The sequence below is a fragment of the Micromonospora sp. C41 genome (assembly GCF_018070485.1).
In the GTDB taxonomy this organism is placed as follows: domain Bacteria; phylum Actinomycetota; class Actinomycetes; order Mycobacteriales; family Micromonosporaceae; genus Micromonospora; species Micromonospora chalcea.
The window spans coordinates 104,747-118,495 of sequence record NZ_JAGPXP010000003.1; the positions used below are offsets into that span (position 1 = coordinate 104,747).

General features: G+C 72.0%; 11 protein-coding genes and 1 pseudogene. 3 read left to right on the forward strand and 9 right to left on the reverse strand.

Features of this window, described 5'->3' with window-relative positions; translation table 11 throughout:
• Positions 1–89: 89 nt before the first annotated feature.
• The 5 genes from KBX43_RS04515 to KBX43_RS04535 form a co-directional block, all read right to left on the reverse strand.
• Entirely contained in the window at positions 90–3,758 is a 3,669-nt protein-coding gene (locus KBX43_RS04515; RefSeq protein ID WP_187693827.1) for a SpoIIE family protein phosphatase, read from the reverse strand.
• A gap of 204 nt (positions 3,759–3,962) precedes the next feature.
• Positions 3,963–4,673 (reverse strand): gamma-glutamyl-gamma-aminobutyrate hydrolase family protein, encoded by a 711-nt coding sequence (locus tag KBX43_RS04520; RefSeq protein WP_043325834.1) that lies wholly within the window; start codon positions 4,671–4,673, stop codon positions 3,963–3,965.
• The gene (locus tag KBX43_RS04525; protein ID WP_043330553.1) at positions 4,670–5,437 is read right to left on the reverse strand and encodes a 3-oxoacyl-ACP reductase; all 768 of its coding nucleotides are present in this window, start codon (positions 5,435–5,437) and stop codon (positions 4,670–4,672) included. The genes KBX43_RS04520 and KBX43_RS04525 overlap by 4 nt, the downstream gene beginning before the upstream one ends.
• A gap of 5 nt (positions 5,438–5,442) precedes the next feature.
• A complete protein-coding gene (locus KBX43_RS04530) occupies positions 5,443–6,789 on the reverse strand; it encodes an aldehyde dehydrogenase (protein WP_369830124.1) in 1,347 nt (448 codons plus the stop codon).
• Between the two features lie 155 nt (positions 6,790–6,944).
• Positions 6,945–8,309, reverse strand: a complete 1,365-nt coding sequence (locus KBX43_RS04535) for a glutamine synthetase family protein (protein ID WP_187693654.1) — start codon at positions 8,307–8,309, stop codon at positions 6,945–6,947.
• A gap of 86 nt (positions 8,310–8,395) precedes the next feature.
• Here KBX43_RS04535 and KBX43_RS04540 point away from each other — a divergent pair, with 86 nt between their 5' ends.
• Positions 8,396–9,568 (forward strand): sorbosone dehydrogenase family protein, encoded by a 1,173-nt coding sequence (locus tag KBX43_RS04540; RefSeq protein WP_210883373.1) that lies wholly within the window; start codon positions 8,396–8,398, stop codon positions 9,566–9,568.
• A 31-nt stretch (positions 9,569–9,599) separates the two neighbouring features.
• Here KBX43_RS04540 and KBX43_RS04545 read toward each other — a convergent pair whose 3' ends face one another.
• Positions 9,600–9,848, reverse strand: a complete 249-nt coding sequence (locus tag KBX43_RS04545) for a hypothetical protein (RefSeq protein WP_043325839.1) — start codon at positions 9,846–9,848, stop codon at positions 9,600–9,602.
• On the reverse strand, positions 9,848–10,141 hold the full coding sequence (locus tag KBX43_RS04550; RefSeq protein ID WP_307851469.1) for a hypothetical protein: 294 nt from the start codon (positions 10,139–10,141) through the stop codon (positions 9,848–9,850). Before KBX43_RS04550 ends, KBX43_RS04545 begins: the two co-directional genes overlap by 1 nt.
• 370 nt (positions 10,142–10,511) lie before the next feature.
• On the opposite strand from KBX43_RS04550, the pseudogene KBX43_RS04555 reads away from it, so the two are divergent.
• Positions 10,512–11,334, forward strand: a pseudogene (locus KBX43_RS04555) (helix-turn-helix domain-containing protein).
• A complete protein-coding gene (locus KBX43_RS04560) occupies positions 11,321–11,521 on the forward strand; it encodes a DUF397 domain-containing protein (protein ID WP_043325844.1) in 201 nt (66 codons plus the stop codon). Before KBX43_RS04555 ends, KBX43_RS04560 begins: the two are co-directional and overlap by 14 nt.
• Positions 11,522–11,534: 13 nt before the next feature.
• On the opposite strand, the gene KBX43_RS04565 is transcribed toward KBX43_RS04560, so the two are convergent.
• On the reverse strand, positions 11,535–11,912 hold the full coding sequence (locus KBX43_RS04565; protein ID WP_043325845.1) for a nuclear transport factor 2 family protein: 378 nt from the start codon (positions 11,910–11,912) through the stop codon (positions 11,535–11,537).
• Positions 11,913–11,942: 30 nt separating this feature from the next.
• Positions 11,943–13,517 (reverse strand): amino acid permease, encoded by a 1,575-nt coding sequence (locus KBX43_RS04570; protein WP_043325847.1) that lies wholly within the window; start codon positions 13,515–13,517, stop codon positions 11,943–11,945.
• Between the last annotated feature and the right edge of the window lie 232 nt (positions 13,518–13,749).

A 13,749-nucleotide genomic window follows, 5' to 3' on the forward strand; every position in this document is an offset into this window, starting at 1 on the left:
CTGTCCCGCGAAAGACGGAACGGCTCACGCCCCATGAGGCGATCCTAGGGACTTCGCCGCATTTGATCCGCTTTACGCTACAACAGCCCTCAGTCCCGGTCGGCCAGCCGGCGGCGCAGCGTCAGCTCGGTGCCCTCCTCGGTACGGGTCACATTCATCTCCCCCAGCGCCTGGATCAGCGCCAGCCCGCGCCCCCGGAAGCTCGACCCGCTCGACTCCCGCCAGCGCCCGGTGTCCCGGACGGTCGCGGTGACCGTACGGTCGGCGATCGTCACCTCGACCTCGATCGTCGGGTCCACCGGGTCGACCGGGTGCTCGATCGCGTTCGCCGCCGCCTCGGAGACCGCCACGGTCAGATCGAACAGGTCGGTCTCGCCGACCTGGTGGGCGACGAGGAAGTCCTCCAGCCGCTTGCGCAGCACGCTGAGCCGGGTCGGGTCGGCGGGCAGACGCAGCGCGAAGCGGTTCAACTCGGCCGCCTCCAGCGCGAGGACGGCCACGTCGTCGTGCCGGGACCGCCCGGCCACCCGCGCCATGACGGCGTCGACCAGGTCCGCCACGTGCTCGGCGCGGGCCGTCGCGTCCGACCGCAACTGGCCCAGCCCGGCGTCGATGCCCGCGGACCGGTCCTCGATCAGGCCATCGGTGTAGAGCAGTAGCCGGTTGCCCGGCGCGAGTTCGCCTTCGGCGGCCGGGTAGACGGTGCCGGGGATCGCCCCGATCGGCGGTCCGAGGGCCCGATCGTGCAGGAACGCCACGTCGTCTCCTCGGATCAGCAGGGGTGAGGGATGGCCGGCGCTGGCGTACCGGATCCGGCCGGTGCGCGGGGAGAAGCCGAGGCAGACGACGGTGGCGAAGGAGCCGCTGCCGGCGGAGTGGACCAGCCGGTTGAGGCGGGTCAGCGCCTCACCCGGGTCGTAGCCCTCCAGGACGTACGCCCGCAGCGCGTTGCGGAGCTGGCCCATCGCCGCGGCGGCCCGCACGCCCTTGCCCACCACGTCACCGATGACCAGCACCAGGTCGTCGTCGGCGGTGGCCATCACGTCGTACCAGTCGCCGCCGACCTCCACGTCGGCGCTGCCGGGCAGGTAGCGGCTGGCGACCACCGCGCCGGGCAGCTGCGGCAGCGTACGCGGCAGCAGGCTGTGCTGGAGCGTGGTGGCGATGTGGTGCTCGGCCTCGTAGAGCTGGGCGTTCTCCAGCCGGACGCCGACCAGCCGGGCCAGTTCGGTCAGCGCCGCCTGCTCGGTGCCGCCGCCCTCGCGCCGCCACACCCGCAGCTCACCGAGCTGCTCGCCGGACGTGCCGGTGAGCGGCAGCACCACTGTCGGGTCGGCGGGCAGGTCGCCGCCGGCGTCCTCCTCGTGACGGGCCCCGGTGGTGGTGACGCGGACCCGTCCGGCCTCGGCCAGGCGCAGCGCGTGCCGGGCGGCCACCCGCACCACCTCGGCTGTCGACCGGGCGGTGTTGATCTCCACGGCGGCGTCGGCGAGCGCACGCAGCCGGCGGATGATCTGCCCACGCAACTGGCCCAGCTCGACGTTGGCCCGGACCCGGGCCACCAGTTCCTGGCTGGAGAAGGGCTTGGTCAGGTAGTCGTCGGCGCCCGCGGACAGGCCGGCGACCTCCTCGGCGGCGCCGGCCCGGGCGGAGAGCAGCACGATCGGCACGTACCGGGTGGCCGGTTTGGCGCGCAGCGCGGCGACCAGCCCGAAGCCGTCCAGCCGGGGCATCATCACGTCCGTCAGCACCAGGTCGAACGGAGTCTCGACGGCCAGCCGCAGCGCCTCCGCGCCGTCCGGCACGGCGACCACCTCGTACGCCGGGGAGAGCAGCCGGACGACGTGCTCGCGCAGGTCGGCGTTGTCGTCGGCGAACAGGATCCGGCCCGCGCCGCCCGGCGTGCCGTTCGGCTCGGGCAACCCGACGGGCCGGGCCACCTCGTCGGTCCAGAGCGCCGTCTCGGCGACGTAGAGGCGGGCCTGCTCCGGCTCGGTCAGCGGCACCGGCGAGAGGGCGGACACCCGGTCGGCGGGCAGGTGCACGTACCCGAACGGCATGGTCACGGTGAACGTGGTGCCCCGGTCGACGACACTGTGCGCGGTGACGGTGCCGCCGTGCATCTCGACCAGCTCGCGGACCAGGGCCAGGCCGATGCCGGTGCCCTCGTGGGTACGCGAGCGGGCGCCGGCGACCCGGTGGAACCGCTCGAAGACCTGCGGCAGCTCCTCCGGCGCGATGCCCACGCCGGTGTCGGTCACCTCCAGGACGGCGGCCCGGTCGGTCGCGCGTACCCGGACCCGGATCTCGCCGTCGAAGGTGAACTTGACCGCGTTCGACACCAGGTTGAGGACGATCTTCTCCCACATGTCCCGGTCGACGTAGACCGGCGCGGGCAGCGGCGGGCAGTCCACCACCAGGCGCAGCCCGGCCCGCTCGGTGGCCGACCGGAACGTGCTGGCCAGCCGGGAGGTGAAGTCGGACAGGTCGGTGGGCTGGTAGCGGGCGGCCAGCCGGCCGGACTCCAGCCGGGAGAAGTCGAGCACCGTGTTGACCAGCTTGAGCAGGCGCAACCCGTTGCGGTGCATGACGGTGAGCCGGTCGATGTAGCGATCCGGCAGTTCCCGGTCGGCGAGCATCTCCTCCAGCGGCCCGAGGACCAGCGTGAGCGGGGTGCGGAACTCGTGGCTGACGTTGGCGAAGAAGTTGGTCTTGGCGCGGTCGAGCGCGGCCAGCTCGGCGGCGCGGGCGCGTTCCTGCTCGTACGCCCGCTGCTTGCCCACCGCCCGGCTGACCTGCGCGGCGACCAGGCCGACGAAGTCGCGGTAGTCGTCACTGAACGGCAGCCGGCGGGACACGCCGAGCAGCAGCACCCCGGCCGCCTCGTTCGTCGCGGTCAGCGGCAGCAGGAGCGCCTGGCCGGCGGCGTCCGGCGGCACCGCGCCGGGCAGCTCGGCGGTGGCGATCCAACGCGGCTCGGTGAGCGGCTCGCCGTCGGACACTCCGGGCGGCGGACCGGCGACAACGGCGGGGTCCACGCCCGAACAACCGCCCGCCACGAGATCGCCGCGCTCGTCGGGGAACCACAGCGCGCTGAACGGCACGTCGGCTCGGTGGGCGTCGAGCACCCGGGTGACCGCCCGGCCCAGTTCCCGCATGTCCGGCACTTCGCCCAGCTCGTTGCCCAGCTCGGCCAGGGCCCGCAGCCGGCGCTCGCCGAGCACCCGCCCGGTGGTCTCGTTGACGAAGCAGAAGATCCCGCTGACGGTGCCGTCGACGTCGCGGATCGGGTCGTACGAGACGTCGAAGTAGACGTCCTCCAGGAAGCCGTGCCGGTTCAGCACGAAGGGATGGTTCTCACCCCGGTAGGGCACGCCCGTGCGGCGCACCCCGTCCAGCAGCGGGCCGAGCACGTCCCAGGTCTCGGCCCAGTGCCGGTGCGCGGCCTGCCCGATCACGGCGGGGTGCTTGTCGCCGATGGTCGGCCGGTAGGCGTCGTTGTAGAAGGCCAGGTGCTGCTCGCCCCAGAACACCACCATCTGGGCGCGGGACGACAGCATGGTGCTCATCGCGTGGGAGAGCGCGGCGGGCCAGCGGTCCGGGCTGCCGAGCGGGGTGGCGGCCCAGTCGAAGGCGCGCAGCCGCTCGCCCATCTCGCCGCCGGCCGCGAACGCCGCGGCGAGCAGCGGCGACAGTGACGCCTCGCCGGCCGCCGGGGACGAACGACTGTCGTCCCCGCCCCCCTGGGCCGAGCCCATGCAGCCTCCCGCTCCGGCCATGATCACGACGGTCGGCGCTGTCACGCCGACCGTCCCCGCCTACTACCCCGACGGACGAGCAACGTAACGCACCCGCACCGTTCGACGCTGGTTACCTCCGCCTCATCCTGGCGTAACAGACGGGCCGGGGCGACTCGGGCGGTCCGGCCGGGATGACCAGGCCGGAGATTCGGCTGTCCCCACCTACGAAATGTGAGTGTGTGATCTGGCCGACACCACGGACCGGACCAGCGCGGCCACCGGTCGCGGGTCCGGCTCGTTCTCCGGATGCCACTGCACCCCGAGCACGAAGCGCCGCGCCGGATCCTCCACCGCCTCGATCACCCCGTCGTCGGCCCAGCCGGTCACCGCCAGGCCGCCGGGGTCGGCCACCGCCTGATGGTGGTACGAGTTGACCCGGTCCACCCCGGCCATCACCTCGGCGGTCCGGCTGCCGGCGGCGAAGCGCACCGGGTGCGACCCGTACACGCCCGGCGCGGGACGGTGCCCGTCGTGCCCGACCACGTCCGGCAGGTGCTGGTGCAGCAGGCCGCCGTACGCCACCGCGAGCAGCTGCATCCCCCTGCACACGCCCAGCACCGGCAGGTCGGCGGCGAGCGCGGCGCTCAGCAGCGTCGTCTCCCCGGCGTCGCGCTCCGGCCGGCTCTCGGTGCGCGGGTCGGGCGGCTGCCCGTACCGCTCCGGTCCGACGTCCGCGCCGCCGGCCAGCAGCAGCCCGTCCAGCATCCCCAGCACGTCCGCGTCGGCGTCGTCCGGGGGCAGCACCACGGCCCGGCCGCCCGCCGCGGTGACCGCCCGGACGTACGCGTGCGGCACGAGCGTCGCCGGCACGTCCCGCCACACCGCCCAGCCGGCCGGCTCGACGTACGCGGTGATGCCGATGACCGGCCTCATAGCGGTGTGACGTAGGCGCCGGTGATCCCGCCGTCGACGACGAACTGCGCGGCGGTCATGAACGAGGCGTCGTCGCTGGCGAGGAACGCCACCGCGGCGGCGATCTCGGTGGGATCGCCGAACCGGCCCATCGGCACGTGCACCAGCCGCCGGGCCGCCCGCTCCGGGTCCTTGGCGAACAGCTCCAGCAGCAGCGGCGTGGCCACCGGACCGGGGCACAGCGCGTTGACCCGGATGCCCTCGCGGGCGAACTGCACGCCCAGCTCCCGGGTCATCGCCAGCACCCCGCCCTTGCTCGCCGTGTACGCGATCTGCGACGTCGCCGCGCCCATCAGCGCCACGAACGACGCGGTGTTGATGATCGAGCCCTTGCCCTGCCGCCGCATGTGCGGGATGACGTACTTGCAGCACAGGTAGACGCTCGTGGTGTTCACCCGCAGCACCCGTTCCCAGGCGTCCAGGCCGGTCTCCAGGATGGAGTCGTCGTCCGGCGGCGAGATGCCCGCGTTGTGGAACGACACGTCCACCCGGCCGTGCCGCTGCACCACCCCGTCGAACAGGTCGCGGACCGCCGTCTCGTCGGCCACGTCGGCGGCGACGAACTCGCCGTCCACCTCCTGCGCGGCCCGGGTACCGGCGTCGGCGTCGATGTCCACGCACACCACCCGGGCGCCCTCGGCGGCGAAGCGCCGCACGGTGGCCAGCCCGATGCCGCTGCCCGCGCCGGTCACGACCGCCACCCGGTCGGAAAGCCGTCCCTGCACTGTGATCACTCCTCGGTGCCGATGAACACGTTCTTGACGTCGGTGAAGGCGTGCAGCGCGTCCGGACCCAGCTCCCGGCCCAGGCCGGAACGCTTCATCCCGCCGAACGGGGTCCAGTAGCGCACCGAGGAGTGCGAGTTGACGCTGAGGTTGCCGGCCTCGACCGCGCGGGCCACCCGCACCGCCCGCCCGACGTCCCGGGTCCAGATCGAGCCGGAGAGGCCGTACTCGGTGTCGTTGGCGAGCCGGATCGCGTCCGCCTCGTCGTCGAACGGCAGCACCGAGACGACCGGGCCGAAGACCTCCTCCCGCCAGTGCCGGTCGGCCGGGGAGCCGGCGAGCAGCACCGTCGGGGCGTACCAGAAGCCGGGGCCGTCGGGGCAGGAGCCGGTGAACGCGACGTCCGCGCCGTCGACGTACCCGGCGACGCGGTCCCGGTGCGCGGCGGAGATCAGCGGGCCCATCTCGGCCGTGTCCCGGGCCGGGTCCTCCACCCGCACCGCCCGTACGGCCGGTTCGAGCAGTTCCAGGAACCTGTCGTACACCTGACGCTGGACCAGGATGCGGGAGCGGGCGCAGCAGTCCTGGCCGGCGTTGTCGAAGACCGCGTACGGCGCGGTGGCCGCCGCCTTCTCCAGGTCGGCGTCGGCGAAGACGATGTTGGCCGACTTGCCGCCCAGCTCCAGCGTCACCCGCTTCACCTGGGCGGCGCAGCCGGCCATGATCCGGGTGCCGACCTCGGTCGAGCCGGTGAAGCAGATCTTGCGGACCGCCGGGTGGGTCACGAACCGCTCGCCGACCACGCTGCCCCGGCCGGGCAGCACTGTGAACACGCCGTCAGGCAGGCCGGCGTCGCGGGCCAGGTCGGCCAGGCGCAGCGCGGTCAGCGGGGTCAGCTCGGCCGGTTTCAGCACGACCGTGTTGCCGGCGGCGAGCGCCGGGGCGAACCCCCAGCCGGCGATCGGCATCGGGAAGTTCCACGGCACGATCACGCCGACCACGCCCAGCGGTTCGTGGAACGTGACGTCGAGCCCCCCGGGTACCGGGATCTGGTGCCCGGTCAGCCGTTCCGGCGCGCCCGCGTAGTAGTCGAGCACGTCGCGGACGTTGCCCGCCTCCCAGCGCGCGTTGCCGATGGTGTGCCCGGCGTTGCGCACCTCCAGCAGAGCCAGCTCCTCCAGGTGCGCGTCGACCTGGGCCGCGAACCGCCGCAGCAGCCGCCCCCGATCCCCCGGCGCCACGTGACGCCACGTCTCGAACGCCGCGGAAGCCCGCGCGACAGCCGCATCCACGTCCTCAACGGAGCACCCCGGAACGACCCCGATCCCCGCCCCGTCAACAGGCGAGATCACCTCACCCACGCGGTCCCCCTCCCCTCAGCTCGGCGATCTTGTAGTTGCTGCCCCGGCGAAAGCCGCACAACGCCCGCGTCGAGGGCTGTAAGTGCAAGATCGGCGTCGACAGCGGGGGCGCGAGGGCGGGCGCGGGGGCGAGGGAGGGCGGCGGGTCAGAGGCGTTCGAAGCCACGGGTCAGCTCCCAGTCCGTCACCGCGGCGTCGAAGGCGGTCAGCTCGACCTTCGCCTGGTTGGCGTAGTGGTCGGCCACCTCGTCGCCGAACGCCTCCCGGGCCACCTCGGAGCGCTGCCACAGGTCCAGCGCGTCACGCAGCGTGGTTGGCACCCGCTCGGCGTCCGGGTCGTCGTACGCGTTGCCGGTGCACTCGTCCGCCAGCTCCAGCTCGTTCTCGATGCCGTGCACCGCCCCGGCCACCAGTGCGGCGATCGCCAGGTACGGGTTGACGTCGGCCCCCGGCACCCGGTTCTCCACCCGCATCCCCTGCCCGTGCCCGACCAGCCGCAGCGCGCAGGTGCGGTTGTCGGTGCCCCAGCGCAGCGCGGTCGGCGCGAACGAGCCCGGCTGGTAACGCTTGTACGAGTTGATGTTCGGCGCGAAGAACAGGCTGAACTCGCGCATCGTGGCGAGCAGCCCGGCCAGCACCCGCTGACCGGTGACGCTCAGGTGCGCGGGCCCGTCCCCCAGCATCGCCGACGAGCCGGAGGCGTCACGCAGCGAGAAGTGGATGTGGCAGGAGTTGCCCTCCCGCTCGTTCGGCTTCGCCATGAACGTGATCGCCATGCCCTCCTGGGCGGCGATCTCCTTCGCGCCGTTCTTGTAGATGACGTGGTGGTCGGCGCAGCGCACCGCCTCGTCGTACCGGAAGGCGATCTCGTGCTGGCCGAGGTTGCACTCGCCCTTCGCGCTCTCCGGGGTGAGTCCGGCGCCGGCCATCTCGGTGCGAATGCGGCGCAGCAGCGGCTCGACCCGGGCGGTGCCGAGCAGCGAGTAGTCCACGTTGTACTGGTTGGCCGGCGTGAGATCGCGGTAGCCGCGCCGCCACGCCTCCTCGTACGAGTCGCGGTAGAGCACGAACTCCAGTTCGGTGCCGGCGTACGCGGTCAGCCCGTGCGCGGCCAGCCGGTCCAGTTGCTTGCGCAGGATCTGCCGGGGCGAGGCGACCACCGGGCCGGACCCGTCCAGCCACTCCAGGTCGGCCAGCAGCAGCGCGGAGCCGGGCTGCCAGGGCATCCGGCGCAACGTGTCCAGGTCGGGGCGCATGGCGAAGTCGCCGTAGCCGCGTTCCCAGCTCGACATCGCGTACCCGTCGACGGTGTTCATGTCGACGTCCACGGCGAGCAGGTAGTTGCAGCCCTCGCTGCCGTGCGTGACCACCTGGTCGAGGAAGTAGGGCGCGTGGAACCGCTTGCCCTGCAAGCGCCCCTGCATGTCGGTGAGAGCGAGCACCACCGTGTCGATCTCACCCTCGGTGACGGCGACCCGCAACTGTTCCAGCGAGAGCGGCGTTGGTTTCATCAGGGGCCTCCATCACCAAGGTCTACTGGCAAACCGGATCACCGTCAATGCCCCGGCGAGGCCGGGTGCGAAACCGGGGAGAGCACATGCGCCGTCGTACCGTCGCGGTCGTCGCCGCCGTCCTCGCGATCGTGCTGGCCGCCACCGACGCGCACGCCGACCGCAGACCCGCCGAGGGACGACCCGCTGCCGGGCCGGACCGGCCGGCGACCGCCGACGCGCGACCGGTCATGCTCGACCTGCACGGCTTCGACGGACGCTCCGGCTGGTCCGGCTACGACCTGAGCCGCCCGCACGTCGTCGCCACCGGCCTGGAGGCGCCGTGGGGCCTGGGCTTCCTGCCCGACGGCAGCGCCCTGGTCGCGCAGCGGGACCGGGGCACGATCCTGCGCGTACGCCCCGGACGCCCGGCCCGCGAGGTGGCGCGGATCGCCGACGTGGTCGCCGGTGGGGAGACGGGCCTGCTCGGGCTGGCGGTCTCCCCCACGTACCGCCGGGACCGGTGGGTCTACGCCGCCTACACCACCGCCACGGATCTGCGGATCGTCCGGTTCCGCCTCGGCTCGTCCCGCGCGCCCCGGGTGCTGGTCAGCGGCATCGCCCGCAGCTCGGTGCACGCCGGCGGGCGGATCGCGTTCGGCCCCGACGGCATGCTCTACGCCGGGATCGGCGACGCCGGGGTGGCCGCCCGCGCGCAGGACCTGACCAGCCGCAACGGCAAGATCCTGCGGCTCCGCCCGGACGGCCGGACGCCCGCGGACAACCCGTTCCCGGGCTCGCTCGTCTACAGCTACGGCCACCGCAACGTGCAGGGCCTCGCCTGGGACCGGCACGGCCGGCTCTTCGCCACCGAGTTCGGGCAGAGCACCTGGGACGAGGTGAACCGGATCGTGCCCGGCGGCAACTACGGCTGGCCGGTCGTCGAGGGCGCCGCCGGTGACCCCCGGTTCCGCGACCCGGTCGTCGTCTGGCCGCCCGCCCAGGCGTCCCCGAGCGGCGCCGCTTTCGCCAGGGGCACGCTCTACGTCGCCGCGCTGCGCGGCGCCCGGCTGTGGGCGGTGCCCGTCGACGCCGCCGGCCGCGTCGGCGTACCGGTGGCGGAGCTGGCCGGCACGTACGGCCGCCTGCGTACCGTCGAGGTGGCCCCCGACGGCGCGCTCTGGGTCGCGACCAGCAACCGCGACGGCCGCGGCACCCCGGCGGCCGGCGACGACCGCATCCTGCGCTTCCCGCTCACCCACCGCCGCCCCACGATCTGACCCCCGGGGTACGCGGACAGCCCGCGCCGCGTCAGCCACGAACCCGCGCCCAGGCCAGGAATCGGCTGTGCAGGTCCGGCGCGTGGTCGGGATTCAGTTGGGCGAGTTGTTCCCGCGCCTCGGTCATCAGCCCGCCGAGATAGAGCAGCAACGCGGTACGGTCCTCCCGGTACTCGACGAGCAGCGACAGCCGGGCCGGCTGGCAGGGCCACTCCGCCCCGCAGTTGCGGCACCGCCAGAGCGGGCGCACAGGCAGGTGCGGAACCACGCGCCGGCCCATCACCGCAACCTTCGAGCGATTGCACGCGCCTCGTCGTCGCTGAGCGGAAGGAACCAGAAGAACCGCCGGACGATCTCGGGCGGTTCCGGCCCCTCGACGCGGCCACGCAGATCCCGGATCGCGCCGCGTACGAGGAACGCCATCATCCGGATGAGCGCAGCCGGATCGAGCTGATCGCGCGGAATGCGACGCAGGGTGGGACACGGCCACGGCTCCCGGCAGCGCTCGCATGTCCAGTCCGGCTGATACCCGACGTGCCCGATGGCGCTGAGGACACCGACCAGAGCCGTCACCAGCGGCCCCCGTTCGCCCGCCACTCCTGCGCCGGTGTCAGACGACCTGGGCTGCCCGGGCGAACCGTGGGAAACACCCGGGTCGGCTCGCGCATCCACGCCGGCAGGTTGCTGCCGGGGTCTCGCTTCGGCAGGGTGGGCAGCTCCCGGGTACGGCACCGGAACCATCGGACACGCACATCGGCCTCCTCGTTGATGGAGGGGGCCGCCCGGCATCGTCGGGACCGGGCGGCCCCGGGCTGGAATGCCGCCCGTGCTCGCCTGCGACGAGCGGATCCGCATGCGTGACAGTCTGGTGAGGGCACCGCTACGGTCGGAAGGCATCGAGCCTGGTCACGGCGCACGAGTGAAGCACCGGGCCGGTCGGCGGATGTCGAATGAAATTCACGCACGGACTGTGGAGGAACCGACAGCCGATCTCATCCGATCGCAGCTCCGCCGGATGCGCTCCGCCGCCGGTCTCAGTCAGGAGGAGTTCGGCAGGCTTCTGCACTACTCCGCGTCCATGGTCTCGGCAGTGGAGACTGGGGCCCGTCCGCTGGATCGCGTGTTCCTTGCGCGAGCAGATGAGGCGCTGAAGACCGGCGACCTGCTGACAACGCTGCTGAAGATGGCCGAACGGGAGAGCCAGCCTTCGTGGTTCCGTCCCTGGCTGGAGGCCGAGCGCTCGGCCCGTCAGCTTCGGTATTTCAATCCGTCCCTGATCCCTGGCCTGCTTCAGACGGCGAACTATGCCCGGATGGTGCTGCGCTTCGACAGCACGAGACCCCACGAGGAAGTGGAGAAGCAGGTAGCTGCACGATTGGAGCGGCAGGAGATCTTGCTTCGCGACCGTCCCCCGCTCGTCATCGCAGTGACTGATGAGTCAGCGCTCCGCCGCCGTGACGCCATCATGGCCGAGCAGCTCGCGCACCTGCTGCACATGGCCGAACTGCCGCACGTCCAACTACACGTTATTCCAGCCGATGCCGGTCATCACGTCGGCCTTTCCGGGCCCGCTGGCGCTGGCCCACTCGGCGGAAGGCGGCTGGGTGGGGCACCTGGAGAACCAGCTTGCGGGTCTGGTCGTCGATGGCGAGGATGCGATGGCGACGCTCCTGGCACGGTGGGAAGGCGTCCGCAGCGTAGCCTTGCCGCAGACCCTGTCGGTCGCCCTGATAAAGGAAGTAGAGAGTCAGCATGGACCTCAGTAGCGCGATCTGGAAGAAGTCCACCCGCAGCGGCACGAGCGGTGGTGACTGCGTGGAGGTGGCCGACAACCTGCCGGGAGTCGTACTCGTACGCGACAGCAAGGACCGCGACGGCGGCACCCTCCACGTCACCCCGTCCTCGTGGCGGTCATTCATCGCCCTGGCCAAGCAGACCGGACCCGCAGCCTGACCAACAGGCCACTTCACATCGGCTGGACCCAGGCCGCTCGCCACTGCGGGGACGGGTCCTGGCCGAGGCTGGTCCAGTACTCCCGGCCCTCGACGATCCGCCCGTCGCGCACGGTCCAGAACGACGCGACCCGGTGCACACCCATCCCCTCGTGCGGCACCTCCACCTCGGACACCACCGTCTCGCCCGACGCCACCACCCGCAGCACCCGGATCGACCAGCCCTCCGGGTACTCGGCGTTGATCTTCACGTAGTTGTCGCGACCCACGATCCGCTCGGCGCTGGCCGGCCACTCCACCACCACGTCGTCGGCCAGCAGCTCGCCGACGCCGGCCCAGTCGCGGGCCTGCATGCGATCCCACAGCGCGCGTACCACCGCTTCCGCATTCATGGGCCGGATCATGGCAGGCCCCACCGACAGCTACGACGGCTCGGCGGGCTCGGGCTCCGGATCGGCCTGTTCGACGGTACGGCGCGGGCCGGTGAACCACTTGCGGGCCGAGGCGTACCACCAGATGGCGACGCCGAGCAGCACGCCACCGATCGCGATGGGCGCGTAGTTGACAGCCGTCCAGCTGAAGTCGGGGTTGCCTGGTACACCCGCCGGGACGATCGGCAGCACGAAGTAGATCGAGATCACGGCGATCTCGACCACCGCGATCCAGCCGAGCAGCTTGTAGCGGCGGCCGAGCGTCCACGGGCCCGGGGTGAACCGGTCGCCCATCCGCAGCCGCAGGAAGATCGGGATGATGAAGGACAGGTACAGCCCGATCACCGCCACCGACACCACCGCGTAGAACGCGACAGGGATGCCGCCGCGCTGGTAGAGCGCGGGCAGCGTGAGCACCAGCCCGGCCAGCGTCGCGCCGATGATGGCGTTCACAGGCGTGCCGTTGCGGTCGACAGTCGACCACAGCCGCCAGCCGGGCACGGCCCGGTCGCGGCTGAACGCGTACGCCATCCGCGACATCGACGTCACGCAGCTCATGCCGCAGAAGAACTGCCCGATGGTGGAGATGATGATGACGGCCTTGAAGAAGAACGGCGTCAGCGCGGTCTCGAAGATCGCCCCGGAGAAGCCGCCCGCCTCGTTTATCGCGTCCACGTCGGTGGCCGCGAACAGGAACGCCAGCAGCAGGATCCAGCCGCCCACCGCCGAGTAGAAGATCGACCGCCACAGCCCCTGCGCGGCGGCCTTGGACGCGCCGCGGGTCTCCTCGGAGACGTGCGCGCAGGCGTCGAAGCCGGTGATCGTGTACTGCGTGAGCAGGAAGCCCAGCGGCAGCACGTAGAACCAGAACGCCAGCCCGCCGGTGTCGCCGTCACCGAAGCCGGAGTTGTTGAACCGCTCGGTGAACACGAACTGGAAGCTCTGGTGGTTGTCCGGGACCAGGACCAGGATCAGCACCACGGCGGCCGCGCCGGCCACGTGCCACCAGACCGAGACGTTCTGGAGTACGTCGATGATCCGGTGCCCGTAGATGTTGATCAGACCGTGCAGCGCGAGGATCACCACGAACAGCCCGAACGTCTGGTGCCCGGTGCCGGCCCAGCCGTCGAACAGCGCCGACAGCGTCAGGTTGAGGAACGTGGCGCAGCCGTAGTCGACAGAGGCGGTCACCGCGACCAGCCCGATCAGGTTGAGCCAGCCGGTGAACCAGCCGTGCACCGGCCGGCCCATGGTCGCCGCCCACCAGTAGATCCCGCCCGCCGTCGGGTACGCGGAAACCAGCTCGGCCAGGCAGAAGCCGATGATCAGGATGAACAGCGAGATCAGCGGCCAGCCCCAGGAGATCGCCACCGGGCCGCCGTTGTTCCACGCCTGGCCGAATGTGGTGAAGCAGCCGGCCAGGATCGAGATGATGGAGAACGAGATCGCGAAGTTGGAGAAGCCGCTCCACTTGCGGCGCAACTCCTGTTTGTAGCCGAGTTCGGCGAGTCGTCGGGCGTCGTCGTCCATCGGCTGCTCGGCGGTCGGCGCGGGCGTCGTGGCCACTGCACACCTCCTCGAGGCGATGCTCGTGCGAGTGCTCGCAGTGTGCTCCCGGCCGATCAAGGTGGTCAATACGTACCCCGGTAATTGCGTTGTCGCCGGATCCCACCGGGGGCATCATTGTGGGCGTGACCAGGCCCGACCCGACGGGCCGGCGCCGGGCGCTCGGCAACGCCCGGTCCGCGGCGGCGCGCGGCGTCCACCTCTCTCTCACTGAAGTACGGCGATCGGCCGT

What these genes read in the sequence shown, in the direction of transcription:
- KBX43_RS04515 (WP_187693827.1), bottom strand. Translation starts at nt 3,758, where the DNA reads ATGGGCTCGGCCCAGGGGGGCGGGGACGACAGTCGTTCGTCCCCGGCG.
- KBX43_RS04535 (WP_187693654.1), bottom strand. Translation starts at nt 8,309, where the DNA reads ATGAAACCAACGCCGCTCTCGCTGGAACAGTTGCGGGTCGCCGTCACC.
- KBX43_RS04565 (WP_043325845.1), bottom strand. Translation starts at nt 11,912, where the DNA reads ATGAATGCGGAAGCGGTGGTACGCGCGCTGTGGGATCGCATGCAGGCC.
- KBX43_RS04560 (WP_043325844.1), top strand. Translation starts at nt 11,321, where the DNA reads ATGGACCTCAGTAGCGCGATCTGGAAGAAGTCCACCCGCAGCGGCACG.
- KBX43_RS04545 (WP_043325839.1), bottom strand. Translation starts at nt 9,848, where the DNA reads ATGGGCCGGCGCGTGGTTCCGCACCTGCCTGTGCGCCCGCTCTGGCGG.
- KBX43_RS04540 (WP_210883373.1), top strand. Translation starts at nt 8,396, where the DNA reads ATGCGCCGTCGTACCGTCGCGGTCGTCGCCGCCGTCCTCGCGATCGTG.
- KBX43_RS04520 (WP_043325834.1), bottom strand. Translation starts at nt 4,673, where the DNA reads ATGAGGCCGGTCATCGGCATCACCGCGTACGTCGAGCCGGCCGGCTGG.